The 14,334-nt window shown below is 70.7% G+C and carries 14 protein-coding genes; 6 read left to right on the top strand and 8 right to left on the bottom strand.

Translation table 11 applies throughout. From position 1 onward, the window contains the following. Window positions 1-56: 56 nt before the first annotated feature. A complete protein-coding gene (locus ALI22I_RS54960) occupies window positions 57-1,451 on the bottom strand; it encodes a CBM96 family carbohydrate-binding protein (protein ID WP_077011650.1) in 1,395 nt (464 codons plus the stop codon). Between the two features lie 286 nt (window positions 1,452-1,737). On the opposite strand from ALI22I_RS54960, the gene ALI22I_RS44945 reads away from it, so the two are divergent. Beyond that, the gene (locus tag ALI22I_RS44945; protein WP_077012084.1) at window positions 1,738-2,481 is read left to right on the top strand and encodes a class I SAM-dependent methyltransferase; all 744 of its coding nucleotides are present in this window, start codon (window positions 1,738-1,740) and stop codon (window positions 2,479-2,481) included. Between the two features lie 129 nt (window positions 2,482-2,610). Here the strand turns inward: ALI22I_RS44945 and ALI22I_RS44940 are convergent, their stop codons facing one another. Continuing rightward, complete coding sequence (locus tag ALI22I_RS44940) at window positions 2,611-3,471, bottom strand: LysR family transcriptional regulator ArgP (protein WP_077012083.1); 861 nt, start codon at window positions 3,469-3,471, stop codon at window positions 2,611-2,613. Window positions 3,472-3,543: 72 nt separating this feature from the next. On the opposite strand from ALI22I_RS44940, the gene ALI22I_RS44935 reads away from it, so the two are divergent. Further along, window positions 3,544-4,125: a LysE/ArgO family amino acid transporter gene (locus tag ALI22I_RS44935; protein ID WP_077011649.1), complete on the top strand. Its 582-nt coding sequence runs from the start codon at window positions 3,544-3,546 to the stop codon at window positions 4,123-4,125. On the opposite strand, the gene ALI22I_RS44930 is transcribed toward ALI22I_RS44935, so the two are convergent. After that, window positions 4,111-4,296 carry a hypothetical protein gene (locus ALI22I_RS44930; RefSeq protein ID WP_077011648.1) on the bottom strand — a complete coding sequence of 62 codons (186 nt, stop codon included), beginning with the start codon at window positions 4,294-4,296 and terminating at the stop codon, window positions 4,111-4,113. The genes ALI22I_RS44935 and ALI22I_RS44930 overlap by 15 nt on opposite strands. A 58-nt stretch (window positions 4,297-4,354) precedes the next feature. On the opposite strand from ALI22I_RS44930, the gene ALI22I_RS44925 reads away from it, so the two are divergent. Beyond that, window positions 4,355-4,744, top strand: coding sequence for an MmcQ/YjbR family DNA-binding protein (locus ALI22I_RS44925; protein ID WP_077011647.1), 390 nt, complete (start codon window positions 4,355-4,357; stop codon window positions 4,742-4,744). A 54-nt stretch (window positions 4,745-4,798) separates the two neighbouring features. Here the strand turns inward: ALI22I_RS44925 and ALI22I_RS44920 are convergent, their stop codons facing one another. Together ALI22I_RS44920 and ALI22I_RS44915 are read right to left on the bottom strand one after the other, a co-directional pair. Then, window positions 4,799-5,992: a hypothetical protein gene (locus ALI22I_RS44920; protein ID WP_238598895.1), complete on the bottom strand. Its 1,194-nt coding sequence runs from the start codon at window positions 5,990-5,992 to the stop codon at window positions 4,799-4,801. An 8-nt stretch (window positions 5,993-6,000) separates the two neighbouring features. Then, a complete protein-coding gene (locus tag ALI22I_RS44915) occupies window positions 6,001-7,512 on the bottom strand; it encodes an alkaline phosphatase D family protein (RefSeq protein ID WP_077011645.1) in 1,512 nt (503 codons plus the stop codon). 475 nt (window positions 7,513-7,987) lie between these two features. On the opposite strand from ALI22I_RS44915, the gene ALI22I_RS44910 reads away from it, so the two are divergent. Continuing rightward, window positions 7,988-8,305, top strand: a complete 318-nt coding sequence (locus ALI22I_RS44910; RefSeq protein ID WP_077011644.1) for a GYD domain-containing protein — start codon at window positions 7,988-7,990, stop codon at window positions 8,303-8,305. Between the two features lie 7 nt (window positions 8,306-8,312). Here ALI22I_RS44910 and galK read toward each other — a convergent pair whose 3' ends face one another. Then, window positions 8,313-9,434, bottom strand: coding sequence for a galactokinase (gene galK / locus ALI22I_RS44905; RefSeq protein ID WP_077011643.1), 1,122 nt, complete (start codon window positions 9,432-9,434; stop codon window positions 8,313-8,315). Beyond that, entirely contained in the window at window positions 9,431-10,432 is a 1,002-nt protein-coding gene (locus tag ALI22I_RS44900) for a LacI family DNA-binding transcriptional regulator (RefSeq protein WP_077011642.1), read from the bottom strand. Before ALI22I_RS44900 ends, galK begins: the two co-directional genes overlap by 4 nt. A 191-nt stretch (window positions 10,433-10,623) precedes the next feature. Between ALI22I_RS44900 and ALI22I_RS44895 the strand changes: the two genes are divergently transcribed. Together ALI22I_RS44895 and ALI22I_RS44890 are read left to right on the top strand one after the other, a co-directional pair. After that, a complete protein-coding gene (locus ALI22I_RS44895; protein WP_077011641.1) occupies window positions 10,624-13,347 on the top strand; it encodes an AbfB domain-containing protein in 2,724 nt (907 codons plus the stop codon). 20 nt (window positions 13,348-13,367) lie between these two features. Further along, a complete protein-coding gene (locus tag ALI22I_RS44890) occupies window positions 13,368-13,691 on the top strand; it encodes a hypothetical protein (protein WP_077011640.1) in 324 nt (107 codons plus the stop codon). On the opposite strand, the gene ALI22I_RS44885 is transcribed toward ALI22I_RS44890, so the two are convergent. After that, the gene (locus ALI22I_RS44885; RefSeq protein WP_077011639.1) at window positions 13,628-14,209 is read right to left on the bottom strand and encodes a hypothetical protein; all 582 of its coding nucleotides are present in this window, start codon (window positions 14,207-14,209) and stop codon (window positions 13,628-13,630) included. The two genes, ALI22I_RS44890 and ALI22I_RS44885, sit on opposite strands and share 64 nt — an antisense overlap. Between the last annotated feature and the right edge of the window lie 125 nt (window positions 14,210-14,334).

The raw sequence follows: 14,334 nt of genomic DNA, 5'->3' as shown, positions 1-14,334 counted from the left end.
CTCCGTGGCGGGGCGCCGCACCCGGCCGGTGAGGGCCGGGTGCGGCTGCCTTCGGGTCAGTGACAGGCGGTGGTGCCGCTGTCGGTGAAGGTCTTGCCCGCCTCGGGCACGAACTGCCAGTCGAAGCTGTTGCTGTGCAGGGTCAGCTTCAGCACGCCGTAGGTGTCGCTGTTGCGGACCTCGCTGTTGGCGCGGATGGTGCCGAAGCTGTAGTGGCTGGCACCGCCCATGCCCGCGACGAACGTGCGGATGCCGCGCGTGGTGTCCAGTCCGCCGCTGGGGTTCTGCGGCGCGAACCGCTCGTAGTGGTGGTTGTGGCCGAACAGGACCACGTCGGCGTTGTTGTCGTACAGCGCCTGGAACAGCGGGCGCGTGGACGTGGACGGCGCGTGGTTGGCGCCGGAGGTGAACAGGGGGTGGTGCCAGTACGCCGCCGTGCACGGCTTGCCGCTCGCGGCCAGGTCGGCGCGCAGCCACTGCTCCTGCGCGGAGCCGGCGGCCATGCTGATGTTGGAGTTCAGCGAGACGATGTGCCAGTTGCCCAGGTCGTAGGAGTAGTAGCCCTGACCGGACGGTCCGGCGAGCGAGCCGAAGTAGTCGTAGTACCCGGTCGCGCCGCTGGTGTGGTAGTCGTGGTTGCCCGGTGAGGGGCGCGTGCGTGCCTTGTGCCTGCCCCAGGTGGGGTTGTAGTAGTTGGCGAACTCCGCGGCGGTGCCGTCGTTGTAGACGTTGTCGCCGGTGGTGAAGACGGTGCCGGGGATGTTGTCGAGCAGCGCGGCGGTCGCGCTGTCACCGGAGCCGGAGTTGGAGATGTCGCCCGCGCCGACCAGCACGGGGTCGCCGCTGGGCGGGGTGGTCGTGGTGGTCGGTGTGGTGCCGGTGGTGACGACGAGTTGCGGCGCGGTGGCGCCGGTCTCCCGCGAGTCGTAGTCGCTGCCGTCGGAGTTGGACGACGTGACGCCGAAGCTGAACGTGCCGTTGGCCTTGACGTGCGAGGTCACGTCGACCTCGTACCAGGTGTTGCGGACGACGGAGCCGAGCGTGCCGAGGGTGACGCCGTCGATGGCGGGCTGGTTGTTCCAGGTCACTCCGGTCTCGGACCAGGTGGTGTCGGTCATGGCCCGGAACGAGCCGCCGGCCGGGCTGGCGGCGCCCGACACGTCGTCGGTGTGCACGCGCAGCTTGACGCCGCTGACCGTGCCGGACACACCGGAGACGGTGAACTTGAGGAACATCCGCTTGATCGGCGAGTTGTCCACGCCGAGCTGACCGGAGGTGCCGTAGTTCGTGCCGGTGGCGGAGTTGTCGACGTAGGTGTCGGCGGACGCCGTGAACGTGGTGGTGGCGGCCGTGGCGGCCGGCACCTGGCCGGAGGAGGCGATGACGGTGAGCGTTGCGGCGGTGACGACGCCGATGGCGAGCACCGCCAGGGGAGCCCTGCGACGTGACATGCGAAACCCTTCGCTTCGAATGGCGGCTACCAGAGCCTCGCAGACAGTAGGCAGGCGTAGACACTGCGTGGTGATGACCGGGCAGCCGCCGGATGAACGACCGACGAACCGCTCACGCCTTGATCAGTGCAGGTGAAGAAGGCTCGCGAGAGGTGCTCGGGTTCCGATGCCGGTCTCTGCCGGCCATTCGGGAAAACTTCGGCAGCGGGACGTCTGATCGAGCCTCCGGCTCTCGACCCCGATGACCTCCTGGTGCCCTGATTGATCACTCGGCAGTATGGGGAACATGCCCGCCAATCCCGAGAGGTCTGCCGGAGCCGTCGACGTGGTCGTGGAGAACGACTACGACGGCTTCGCCGAGGCGTACACGGCCGAGAACGAGACCAGCCTCATCAACGCCTACTACACGCGGCCCGCGATCCTCGACTTGGCAGGGGATGTGGCCGGTCGCCGGATTCTCGACGCCGGCTGCGGCGCAGGCCCCCTGTTCGCGGCGCTGCGCGACCGGGGCGCCGTCGTGACCGGCTTCGACCGCAGCACCAAGATGGTGGAGCTGGCCCGGCAGCGACTCGGTGACGACGCGGACCTGCGGGTCGCCGACATAGCCGGTCCGCTGCCGTATCCCGACGCCGCGTTCGACGATGTCATCGCGGCGCTGGTGCTGCACTACCTGGAGGACTGGACCGCACCGCTGGCCGAGTTGAGGCGCGTGGTGAAGCCCGGCGGCCGGCTGATCGTGGTCGTCAATCACCCCATCCTCCTCAAAATGGAGCATCGCGAAGCCGACTACTTCGCGACCAGCAAGGGGTCCTACGAGTACACCTTCAACGGTCAGAAGGCCGTGCTCACCTACTGGCACCGGCCGCTGCACGCGATGACCGACGCCTTCACCGCAGCCGGCTTCCGCACAGCCGTCATCAGTGAACCGCACCCGGCACCGGAAGCCCGCGAACTCTTCCCCGACGAGCTTGCGAAGTTCCCCTCCGGGGCCTTCCTGTGCTTCCTGTTCTTCGTCCTGGAGGCCGTCTGACTGCTGCGCGGCGCGGCGGCGCATGGGTGAAGGCGTGGGCGTCAGCGTCGCGGCGTGATCGCCGTGACCTCGCGGCCACGTGCAGGTGCCACACCGCCTCGGCCACGGCCGCGTACCCGACAGACTGTCTCAGTGCAGTTCAGCGGCAGCCGCGCGGAAGACGGCGTCGGCGACGCGGGCCAGCGGGGGTGAGTCGAGTTTCCACTGTTGCCAGTACAGCAGCACGTCCACGGGCTTCTCCGGAGCCAAATGGACGAGCCGGCGGTGCCTGGCGATCTGGTGCTCGGTGAGCAGTGCCCAGCCCGCGCCCGCGACGACGGCGTCCTCGAACACGTGTCCGTCGGGTAGGTGGTGGCGGCGGGTGGAGGCGTTGTGGCCGGTGAGGTCGCGGCAGAAGCGGTCCTGGAGGTCGTCCTTCTCGTCGAACACGATGACCGGCGCGTCGTGCAGTGGGCGGTCGTCGGTCAGCCAGCGTTGTGTGAACCGCTTGGTGGCCACGGCGTGGTAGCGGATGCTCCCCAGTGGACGGACGACGCAGCCCTGCACCGGTTGCGGCGACGAGGTCACCGCGCCCACGACCAGGCCCTGGCGCAGGAGTTCGGCGGTGTGGTCCTGGTCGTCCCGCCGCACGGCCAGCACCAGGCTCTCGTCGGTGGCCAGCTCCTTGACCACGCGGCGGAACCAGGTGCCCAGCGAGTCGGCGTTGACGGCGACCGGGATCGGGGTCGGGTCCTCGATCAGGCCCAGTGCCTCCCGCGCGTCCCGGTCCAGCAGCGCCTGCTGGCGCCCGTACCGGGCGATCACCGCGCCGGAGTCGGTGAGCCGTGCGGGCTTGGAGCGCACCAGCAGCACGCGGCCGGTGCGCTGTTCCAGCAGCTTGATGCGCTGGCTCACCGCCGACGGCGTGACGTGCAGCGCTTTGGCGGCGGCGTCGAACGTGCCCTCGTCCACGACGGCCAGCAGGGTGCGCACGCATTCCGGATCGAGCATCACGATCACTAATGATACGTAAGAAACCGTAGCTGGCCTTATCGCGGCCGGGTTCATACGGTCGGCGGTGTGATGTACGCGCTCATCGCCGGACTCGGCACCGGACTGTCCCTCATCGTCGTGATCGGCGCCCAGAACGCCCTGGTGTTGCGCCAAGGGGTGCTGCGGCAGCAGGTGCCGGCGATCGTCGCCATCTGCGCGGGCTCGGACGCGCTGCTCATCGCGCTGGGCGTCGGCGGTGTCGGCGCGGCGCTGACCGCGTGGCCGGCCGCGTTGACGGCGGTGCGGTGGGTCGGCGCGGCGTTCCTGGTCGGCTACGGCGTGCTGGCCGCACGGCGGGTGCTGCGGCCGGCCGCGTTGCAACTCGGCGGCGCGGCGTCGGCGGCGATCGTCACCTGCCTGGCGCTCACCTGGCTCAACCCGCACGTCTACCTGGACACCGTGCTGCTGCTCGGCACCGCGTCCACCGGCTTCGGCGGCGACCGGTGGTGGTTCGGGGCGGGTGCGATGGCGGGCAGCGTGCTGTGGTTCACCGCGCTCGGCTTCGGCGCCCGGTGGCTGTCCGGCACGTTCACCCGGCCCTCGGCGTGGCGGGTGCTGGACGCGGCAGTCGCCGTGGTGGTCACGGCGACCGGCATCTCACTCGTCGTCTAGCGGGGGTTGGTAGCCGCCGCACACCTCGGCGTGGGGCCTCGGGTCGGCGGCGGCGATGGTGGCGGTGATGTCGGCCGCGAGCCCGGCGGGCTCGGCCGTGCCGACGGGGAACCGCAGTCGGTACTGGAGGTGCGGCCCGAGGCTCGGGCGGCGCGGTGGCGACGTGAACACGACTCGCCAACGGTCAATCCCGGGCGGTCGTCGGACTACGGGACTATCGTCTGCACCCATGGCCACCTGGGACGACGTGCGCCGCATCGCCGCGGCACTGCCCGAGGTCACCGAGCACGCCTCCTACGACGGACGACCCGTGTGGCGGGTGAAGGACAAGGCGTTCGCCTGGGACCGACCGCTCCGCCAAGCCGACCTGGCCGCCCTCGGCCGGACCGCGCCCGACGGCCCGGTCCTCGCGGCCCGCGTGCCCGACCTGGGCGCGAAAGAGGCGCTGCTCGCCGACGACCCGACCGTCTACTTCACCACCCCGCACTTCGACGGCTTCCCCGCCGTCCTGGTCCGCCTGGACGGGGTCACCACCGACGACCTGCAGGAACTGCTGACCGAAGCCTGGCTCTGCCGCGCGCCGAAACGTCTCGCGAACCAGTACGAGGCCGATCACTGACCAGGCCATCGCTCGCGGCGCGCCTTGAGCGAGAGGGCGCGCCGCGAGCGTGACTCACCAGGTGCTGTTGACCAGCCCGGTGCCCAGGTAGACCTGGTCGAAGCCGTTGCCGTCGTTGTCGTCGGTGTAGACGACGGTGATCCGACCCCACGCGTCGACGCCCAGCGCGGGCTCGTCCTGCCTGCCCGTGGCGGTGGAGACGGTCGGCTGGCGGGGCAGCCGGCCGGTCACCGTGCCGTCCGGGTTCAGGCCCTGCGTCACCACGTCCTGCGCTTCGACGGACGTCACGACGACGTTGAGCTGGTCGTCGATGCCGATCTGCGGGTCGGTGCCCGGCAGCAGGGTGTCGGTGGCCGTGCGGGCGGTGCCGGCGGCGGTGAACGACCGGGCGCCCACCTGCGCCACGCCGGTGTGGTCGGTTTCCCAGGCCACCGTGTAGTCGCCGTTGAAGTTGGCCGCCACGACGGGCCGCCGCTGTTGGCCGTCACCGCTCGCGTTGGCCGCGCCCTGGGCCAGCTTCACGCCACCGGACGGGGTGAGGATCTTGCGGCCGATGTTGAAGAAGCCGTTGCCGTCGCCGTCCTCGTCCCACACCACGATCGCGTTGCCCGCCGCGCCCATGGCCACGTCCGGCCGCTGGTGCGTGCCGCCGGCCGTGTTCACCTGCGCCTCGTAGGTCTTCGACGTCACGGACGCGAACCCGGCCACCCGCACGGTCGGGTTGACGCCGGTCTGCTCGTCCTCCCACGCCACCGCGAAACCGGCGGTGTCGGGGTCGGCGGCCACGGCCGGGTTCAGCTGCTGCCCGTCGGTGTTCGCGTTGGCCCGCGCGGAACCGGTGACCGTGCCGTCGGTGCCCAGGACCCGCACCTGGATGTTGTAGTAGCCGTTGCCATCGGCGTCGTCGGCCCACACCACGACCGCGCTGCCGTTGTCGTGCACGGCCACGTCCGGCTGGATGTGCCGCCAGGTGGTGCCGCTGGTGCCGCCCGCGGACAGCTTCTTCTCGTAGCGGGACACGCCGTCCTCGAACATCCGCACCCACACGTCGCTGTGCGCGGGATCGGTGGGCGTTTCGGAGTCGCGGTCGTCCTCCCACACCACGGCGGTCCAGCCGTTGCGCACCGCCGACACCGCGGCGTTGTCCTGGTCGCCGGTGGCGGTGCTGTTCGCGGGGGTCCACGTGGCCGCCGCCGACGCGGTACCGGCGCCGGCGCCGAGCAGCACGAGCGCCGCGGTCGTGATCATCAGTTTTCTCATGGCGCCTGCAATCCCGGGTTGCCTGCCTGGATGACGTAGCTCTGCAAGGTCCTGATCGGGTAGTCGCGCGCGGTGACCCGGTCCACGAAGCGGAAGTCCACGTTCACCTGGGTGGGCGAGGTGACGGTGCGGACGTAGCCGCGCAGGTTCTTGAAGAACTTCACGTGCGGGTTGAGGCTGTTCAGGCCGGTGTCGGCGGCGTTGCCGTCGCCACCGGAGGTCACCGACGTGGTCACCAGCTCGGTGCCGACGATCCGGTCCTGGGTGTTGTAGTTCGCCATCAGGTTGGCGGCCCACGACCGGTGCACGTCACCGGTCAGCACCACGGTGTTGCGCAGGCCCGCCGCGTCCCAGCCGCTCTGCAACCGGCCGCGGTTGGCGCTGTAGCCGTCCCACGAGTCCATCGACTTCGCGCCGTCGGCCGAGGCCAGCTTCTGCGCGAAGAACACCTGCTGGCCCAGGAAGTCCCAGGTGCCCAGCTTCTGCCGCATCCCGTCGAGCAGCCAGGACTCCTGCGTCGCGCCGATCAGCGTGCGGGCCGGGGCGTCGGCCTCCGGGCACACCTTGGTGCCGTCGCCGCACGCCTGGTCGTCGCGGTACTGGCGGGTGTCGAGCATGTGGAACGTGGCCAGGCCGCCCCAGCGGACCCGGCGGTAGAGCTGCATGTTCTCGGCGACCGGCGCCTGGGCGGCGCGCAACGGCATGTGCTCGTAGTAGGCCTTGTACGCCGCCGCACGGCGGGCTTTGAAGTCGCCGGCGGGCGAGGTGTCGTTGCGGACCAGCTTGGCGTAGTTGTTCTCCACCTCGTGGTCGTCCCACACGACCAGCCACGGCGCGGCGGCGTGCGCGGCCTGGAGGTCCACGTCCGTCTTGTACTGCGCGTGCCGCACCCGGTAGTCGGCCAGGCCCGAGATCTCCACGCCGGGCGCGAACTTGCGCACCTTGGTGGTCGTCGCCGCGCCCTCGTAGATGTAGTCGCCCAGGTGCAGGATGAGGTGCGGGTTCTCCTCGGCCATCCGCCGGTACGCGGTGAAGTAGCCCTCCTCGTAGTGCGAGCACGAGGCGAACAGCATGGTCAGCGCCGGGCTGGTGCCGGGTGCGGGCGCGGTGACGCCGCGGCCGACGGGGGAGATGTGGCCGGCGGCGCGGAACCGGTAGAAGTACTCGCGACCGGGCTGGAGGCCGTCCACCTCCACGTGCACGCTGTGCGCCCACGTCTGCGTCGCGGTCACCGTGCCGCTGCGGGCGATCTGGCTGAACCTCTGGTCGGTCGCGACCTGCCACTCCACCGCCACCGAGGCGCTGGTCATGCCGCCGAGGCCGTCGGCGTTGAGCGGGCTGGGCGCGAGCCTGGTCCAGATCACGAAGCCGTCCGCGGCGGGCTCACCGGAGGCGACGCCGAGCGTGAACGGGTAGGAGATGGCGTTCGCGGTGGTGGGGGCGAGGACCGTCACGCCGGCGCTCGCGATGCCGCCGGCGATGAGCGTTCGTCGAGTCAGTGGGGACATCGGCTCTCCTTCGGTGCAGGGCCCGGAAGAACGCGTTCCCGGTACTGCGTACACGCCGGAGGTGATCAGCGGCCATCCCCGACGTGTACGCCCGGTGGAGCGCGGGAAGCCCTCGGCGGAGGTGGGATGACGGGCCCTCATGGGGCGGTCACCCGAACGTCCCTGGTGAACGCCCGCCCAACTAGGAGATGTATTGGTGATAGATAAACTTCCCGAATGGGCTCGGGCTCCGCTCATCTCGAATTCCCATGCGGACACTTCGGCCGGGCACTTCGGGGAGGGCGCCCGATACCGGGATCACCGACGAGGTGATCGTCAAGGGCGGGCCGGTCGGAGAACCGGAGTGGACCATCAGCGTCGGCTCCACCGATTCAGAGCCGACGGCGGGCGTCCACTGTCGAGTGGTGGTCACTCGACAGTGGACCTACCTTGAGCTGTGGGGGAGCACCCAATGACTTCATCGACGAGGTGCACCATGGCGAAATTCCTGTACCACGGCAGATACACGCAGGCCGGCTTCCAGGGCGTGGTCAAAGAGGGCTTCGGTGCGCGTGAGGCCTACATCCGCACCCTCGCGGAATCCGTCGGAGGGAAGGTCGAGGCGTTCTACTGGGCCTACGGCCAGGACGACGTGATCGTCCTCGTCGACGCCGAACCCTCGGCGGCCGCAGCGATCTCGCTCTCGGTCAACCAGAGCGGCAGCGTCCAACTCAGCACGACCGCGCTGCTGACCGCGGCAGAGATGGACGAGGCGCGGACCAGACTCCCGGACTACCGGGCACCCGGCGCCTAGACCAGAGCTACTCGACGCCCGCGGGGACGTGGTCCGTCCGGCGTGCCCCGGCCGCCGCGGTGGCGGTCCAGCAGTCCGGGGTGGCGAAGCCGTGTTCGGCGAACGCGGTGTGGACAGCCGTGGTGCAGGCTTCCACGGCCGTCTCCTCGACCAGCGAGATCACGCAGCCGCCGAAGCCGCCGCCGGTCATCCGGGCGCCCAGGGCGCCCGCCGCGAGCAGCGTGTCCACCGCGACGTCCAACTCCGGCACGGTCACCTCGTAGTCGTCCCGCAGTGACGCGTGCGAGGCGGTCATCAGCGGGCCGATCTCGCGAATCCGGTCGGCGCGCAGCAGTTCCGCCACCTCCAGCACCCGCTGGTTCTCGGTCACCACGTGCCGCACCCGGCGGGCGAGGCGGTCGGGGAGGTCGTGGCGGGCCCGATCGAGATCAGCAGGATCCAGGTCGCGCAGGGCGGGCACGCCGAGCAGTTCCGCCGCACGGTGGCAGTCGCGCCGCCGTGCCGCGTACTCGCCGTCCACCAGCCGGTGCGGGGCCTTGGTGTCCACCACCAGCAGGGAGAGCCCGGCCGGGGTGAGGTCGAACGGGATGTGCTCGGTCGCCATCGTGCGCGTGTCGAGCAGCAGCGCGTGCCGCTCCCGCGCCAGCAACGACGCCGACTGGTCCATGATCCCGCACGGCATGCCGACGAACTCGTTCTCCGCCCGCTGCGCGATCCGCGCGAGCGTGCGGCGGTCCAGCGAAACACCGGACAGTTCGGTCACCGCCAGCGCCGTGGCGCTCTCCAACGCGGCCGACGACGACAGGCCCGCGCCCAACGGCACGTTCCCGTCCACCAGCAGGCCGAATCCGCCGATCGGGTGGCCCGCGTCGCGCAGCGCCCACACCACGCCCGCCACGTACGCCGCCCAGCCGGTGACCGCGCCCGGCGCGAGGTCCACGAGCCGCACCTCGGTCACGCCGTGCGCCTGCCGTGACGACATGCGCAGCACGCCGTCGTCCCGCCGTGCCGCGGTGACCCGCGCGACGTGCGGCAACGCGATCGGCAGCACGAAACCGTCGTTGTAGTCGGTGTGCTCGCCGATCAGGTTGATCCGACCCGGCGCCTCGAAAACCCCGTCACGCGTCACGCGCCACTCCTCGTACTGTCTCGGATCTCCAACGAGAACGGCGTCCGCACGTGCTCCGGTGGCCGTTCCGGGTCTTCCACGCGCCGCCGCAGCAGGTCCACCGCGGCCCGCGCGATCGCGGCCTTGTCCGGTGCCACCGAGGTCAGCGAGGGCAGGCTGTACGCGCCTTCCTCGGTGTTGTCGAACCCGACGACCGCCACGTCCGCGGGCACGCGCACGCCCCGTTCCGCCGCCGCGCGCACCGCGCCGACGGCCAACAGGTCGTTGAAGCAGAACACCGCGTCCGGTGGCTCGTCGGCGGCCAACAGCCGCGCCATCGCTTCCGCGCCGTCCCGGCGGTGGTAGTTCAACGCCGTCGCCACGAGCGAATCGCGCACCGGCAGGCCCGCCTCGGCCAGCGCGAGCCGGTAGCCCTCCAGGCGTTGCGCGGCCGTGCCGCGATGCGGGTGCGCGCCGATCGCCGCGATCCGGGTGCGGCCCAGGCCGACCAGGTGCGCCACGGCCGCCCGCGCCGCCTCCACGTTGTCGATGCCGACGTGGTCGATCGGCAGGTCCACCGAGTGCTCGCCGAGCATCACCACCGGGATGCCGGGCGCCAGCTCGCCGAAGTCCCGCGCCTGCAGCGCCTCCGGGCTCACGATCGCGCCGTCGATCATGTGCGGTCCGAGCGAGGCGAGCGTGTCCCGTTCACCCTCGCGGGTGCCGAGGGTCTGCTCGATCAGCACGTTCCACTCGCGCTCCTGGGCCGCGCCGAGCACCAGCCCGGCCAGTTCCGCGAAGTACGGCACGACCAGTTCCGGCAGCACCAGGGCCACGAACCCGGTCCGCCCCCGGCGCAGGTTGCGCGCGCCCAGGTTCGGCCGGTAGCCGGTGGAGACCAGCGCCTCCTCGACCCGGCGGCGGTTCTCCGGTTTCACGAACGCGTAGCCGTTGACCACGTTCGACACCGTCTTCACCGACACACCGGCCAGCGCGGCGACGTCCTTGAGCGTGGCCACGCGGCACCTCCGGGCTCTCGGGAAGGGCGGGTCGGAAACGGCGGGTCTCGGGAACGACCGGAATCGTAGCCGGCGCGTCGGGCGGTTTACAACGTTGTATCAACGATGTAAGAACGAGAAGTGACCCAGGTCACCAACTCTGGATCACCCCAGCACCACGTCACCAGCACCCTGCCGACCGTGGAGCCACCATGCGCAAGCTGTTGTCCGGGCTGACCGGACTCCTCGTCCTGAGCACCCTCGTGATCGCCCTGCCCGGCACCGCCTCGGCGGCCGTCTGGCAGCCCAAACCGGCGCCGTTGACCACACCGTGGACCGGCCAGGTGTCACCGACCAACGCGTTGCCCGAGTACCCGCGCCCGCAGCTGGTCCGGTCCGACTGGCTCAACCTCAACGGCGTCTGGGAGTTCACCGGCGCGCCGAACCTGTCCTCGCCGCCGTTCGGCCGGCCGCTCGCCGAGGGCGTCCTGGTGCCCTACCCGATCGAGTCCGCGCTGTCGGGCATCAAGCGGCACGAGGACCACATGTTCTACCGCCGCACCTTCACCACACCGGCCGGCTGGCACGGCCGCCGGGTGAAGCTCAACTTCGGCGCGGTCACCTGGGAGACCAGGGTCTGGGTCAACGGCGTCAGCGTCGGCACCCACACCGGCGGGTTCGACGCGTTCTCGTTCGACATCACCAACGCCCTGCGCGGCGGCACGAACGAGGTGATCGTCGGCGTGCGGTCCACTGTGGACGGCAGTTCGCACCCGATCGGCAAACAGCGGCGCGACCCGAGCGGCATCTTCTACACCGCCGCGTCCGGTATCTGGCAGACGGTGTGGCTGGAACCGGTCGCGGCCAACCACATCACCCGCCTCGACACCACCCCGGACGTGCGCGCGGGCGTGCTCGACCTGGTCGTGCAGGGCACCGCCGGGCAACGAGTGCGCGCCGAGGTGCTGTCCGGTGGCCGGGTCGTCGGCACGGCCGTGGGCACAGTGGGCGCGCACCTGCGGGTGCCCGTGCCCAATGCCCGGTTGTGGTCGCCGGACGACCCGTTCCTCTACGACCTGCGGGTCAGCATGGGCGGCGACGTGGTCACCGGCTACTTCGGCATGAGGTCGCTGGGCAAGGCGATGATCGGCGGCGTCATGCGGCCCCTGCTCAACGGCAAGTTCGTGTTCCAGCTCGGCACCCTCGACCAGGGCTACTGGCCGGACGGCATCTACACCGCCCCCACCGATGCCGCCCTGCGGTTCGACCTGGAACGGCAGAAGGCGCTCGGCTTCAACATGGTGCGCAAGCACATCAAGGTCGAACCCGCCCGCTGGTACTACCACGCCGACCGGCTCGGCCTGATGGTGTGGCAGGACATGCCGTCGCTGGACGCGGTGGACGACGTGCCCAACGGGGCCACCCACTTCGAGTCCGAGCTGCGGCGGATGATCGACCAGCTCAAGGGCATCACGTCGATCGTGCAGTGGGTGCCGTTCAACGAGGGCTGGGGCGAGTACGACGCCGGCCGGATCGTGGACCTGGTCCGGTCGATCGACAACACCCGGCTGATCAACCACAACTCGGGCTCGAACTGCTGCGTCTCCGACCCCGACCCGGGCAACGGTGACATCATCGACGACCACGCCTACCAGATGTCCAGCGGCACGCGGACGCCCGACGCGAACCGGATCGCGGTGCTCGGCGAGTTCGGCGGTCTGGGACGGCGGATCGTCGGGCACGAGTGGCAGCCGGGCGCGGGCTTCGCGTACGGCGAGCTGTTCCCCGACGAGACGTCGCTGACCGGCCGGTACGTGGAGATCACCAAGGAGGTCGGCCGGTTCGTGCACACCCGCGGGCTGTCCGCGTCGGTCTACACCGAGCCCTACGACGTGGAGAACGAGGTCAACGGCTTCTACACCTACGACCGGCAGGTGCTGAAGGTGTCCGAGGCGCGGGTGCGGGAGGTCAACCAGCGAGTGCTGGCGCTGGCCAACGGCACCGAGGTCGGTCGGGGCGAGGCGATCTCCCTGCGGGTCACCACGACCGGCTTCACCGACCGGTACCTGCGCCACCGCGATGGGCTGGTGCGCACCGACGTGATCGGTGACGACACCGGCCGGTTGGACGCCACGTTCTGGGCCCGGCCGGGCTTGTCCGACGCGGCGTGCCTGTCGTTCGAGTCGCGCAACTTCCCGGGCCGGTTCCTGCGGCACTCCGGCTTCCGGGTGCGGTCGGAGGTCAACGACGGGTCGGCCGGGTTCGCCGGTGACGCCACGTTCTGCGCGCGTTCCGGCTCCGGTGGCACGGCGTTGGAGTCGCGCAACCTGCCCGGTCACTTCATCCGGCACTACGCCGAGGGCGTGTACCTGGCCCGCTCGGGTGGGCCGAACCCGTGGGACGGCGCGGTGGGCTTCGCGGCGGACACCACGTGGGCGGCGGTGGTTCCGCTGTGGCGCAGCGGCGCCGATCTGCCGCTGGACCAGGCGCGGTCGTTCCGGGTGACCACGCCGGGGTTCACCGACCGGTACCTGCGGCACCGGGACGGCCTGGCCCGGACGGACGTGGTGGACGCGGGTAGTCCGGACCTGCTGAAGGCGGACGCGACGTTCGTGGTGCGGCGTGGTCTGGCGGAGCCGTCCTGCTACTCGTTCGAGTCGCGCAACTACCCCGGCCAGTACCTGCGGCACGCGGCGTTCCGGGTGCGGCTGGCCCCGTCGGAGAACACCGACCTGTTCCGGAAGGACGCGACGTTCTGCGCTCAGCCGGGGGCCGGTGGCGTGCGGCTGACGTCGGTCAACGAGCTGGGTGCGAGCGTGCGGCACTACGCGGAGGAGGTGTGGGTGGCGGTGAACGGCGGCGCCCACGCGTTCGACAACCCGACGTCCTACGACGCGGACGTGAGCTGGGCCGTCACCGCGCCCTGGGCGCCTTAAGTCCTTTGTGGACCCGCACGGTGGTGCTGCTGCCGTGCGGGTCCATGAAGGGTCTGGCCGTTCTCGGTACGGTGCTGCTGTGCGTGTGGGCGCCGGTCGCCATGGTGTACGGGTTGATGGCGTTCACACCGACGGGCAGTTGCGAGTACTCGGTGAGTGGCGTCTGCGCGTACGGGCAGCTGCCGATGGTCCTGGCGGCCGGCGGGACGGCGTTGGTGTGGGCGGTGGCGGTCGTGCTGACCTGGGCCGGCACCCGTGGCCGGCCTCGGGCGGTCGTGCCCTACGCGGGCATCGTGTTGATCTTCGGGCTGCTGTTCGCGGCCGGTCGGATCGCCGCCGGGTAGACCGAACGGGCCAGCCACACCAGCGTGCCGCCGACGACGACGTGCAGCGCGCTGGTCAGCGGCGTGTCCGGGAGGGGTGCGGCGAAGGTGAACAGCGGCAGCGCGATCGCGTAGGTCCACACCGGGACGAGCGGGTGGGTGCGGGCTTTGATCATGCTCATCGCGAACAGCACCGTGCCGACCGCGAAGATCAGTGCGCTGGCCGTGAGGACGATCTTGGTCGGAGCGGCGAGGATCGGCTGGTCGAGGTGGAACAGGACGATGTTCAACGCGTAGGCCGCCGCGCCGAACAGGCCCAGACCCAGGAAGTTCACCACGTAGCCGACGGTGCCGAGCGTGGTGCGCGGCTGTTTCAGGTAGAGGGCGGTGAGCAGCGGTGCGGCCAGGGCGGGCGACACCCCGATCACCAGACTCGTGGCGGTCGTCTCGCCCACAAACCCCTCGACCGCTCCCGGTAGGGCGATGAACAGGCCCGACAGCGCGCCGCAGAGGGCGCCGAAACGCAGCAGGAACGTCATGGCGGGGACGCTATTGGCACAGGTCATGGCGTCGGGAGTGCCGAGCGGCCAGTCCTGGGGTGCCGATCGGCACGTGCCGGGTGGCCTCGCGCCGGCCTCGCGCCGAATGAGCCACGGCGAGTAGC

Source organism: Saccharothrix sp. ALI-22-I, assembly GCF_001984175.1.
GTDB lineage: Bacteria > Actinomycetota > Actinomycetes > Mycobacteriales > Pseudonocardiaceae > Actinosynnema.
Note: the sequence above shows the minus strand (reverse complement) of the source record. Positions and strands in the feature narration are given on the sequence as shown.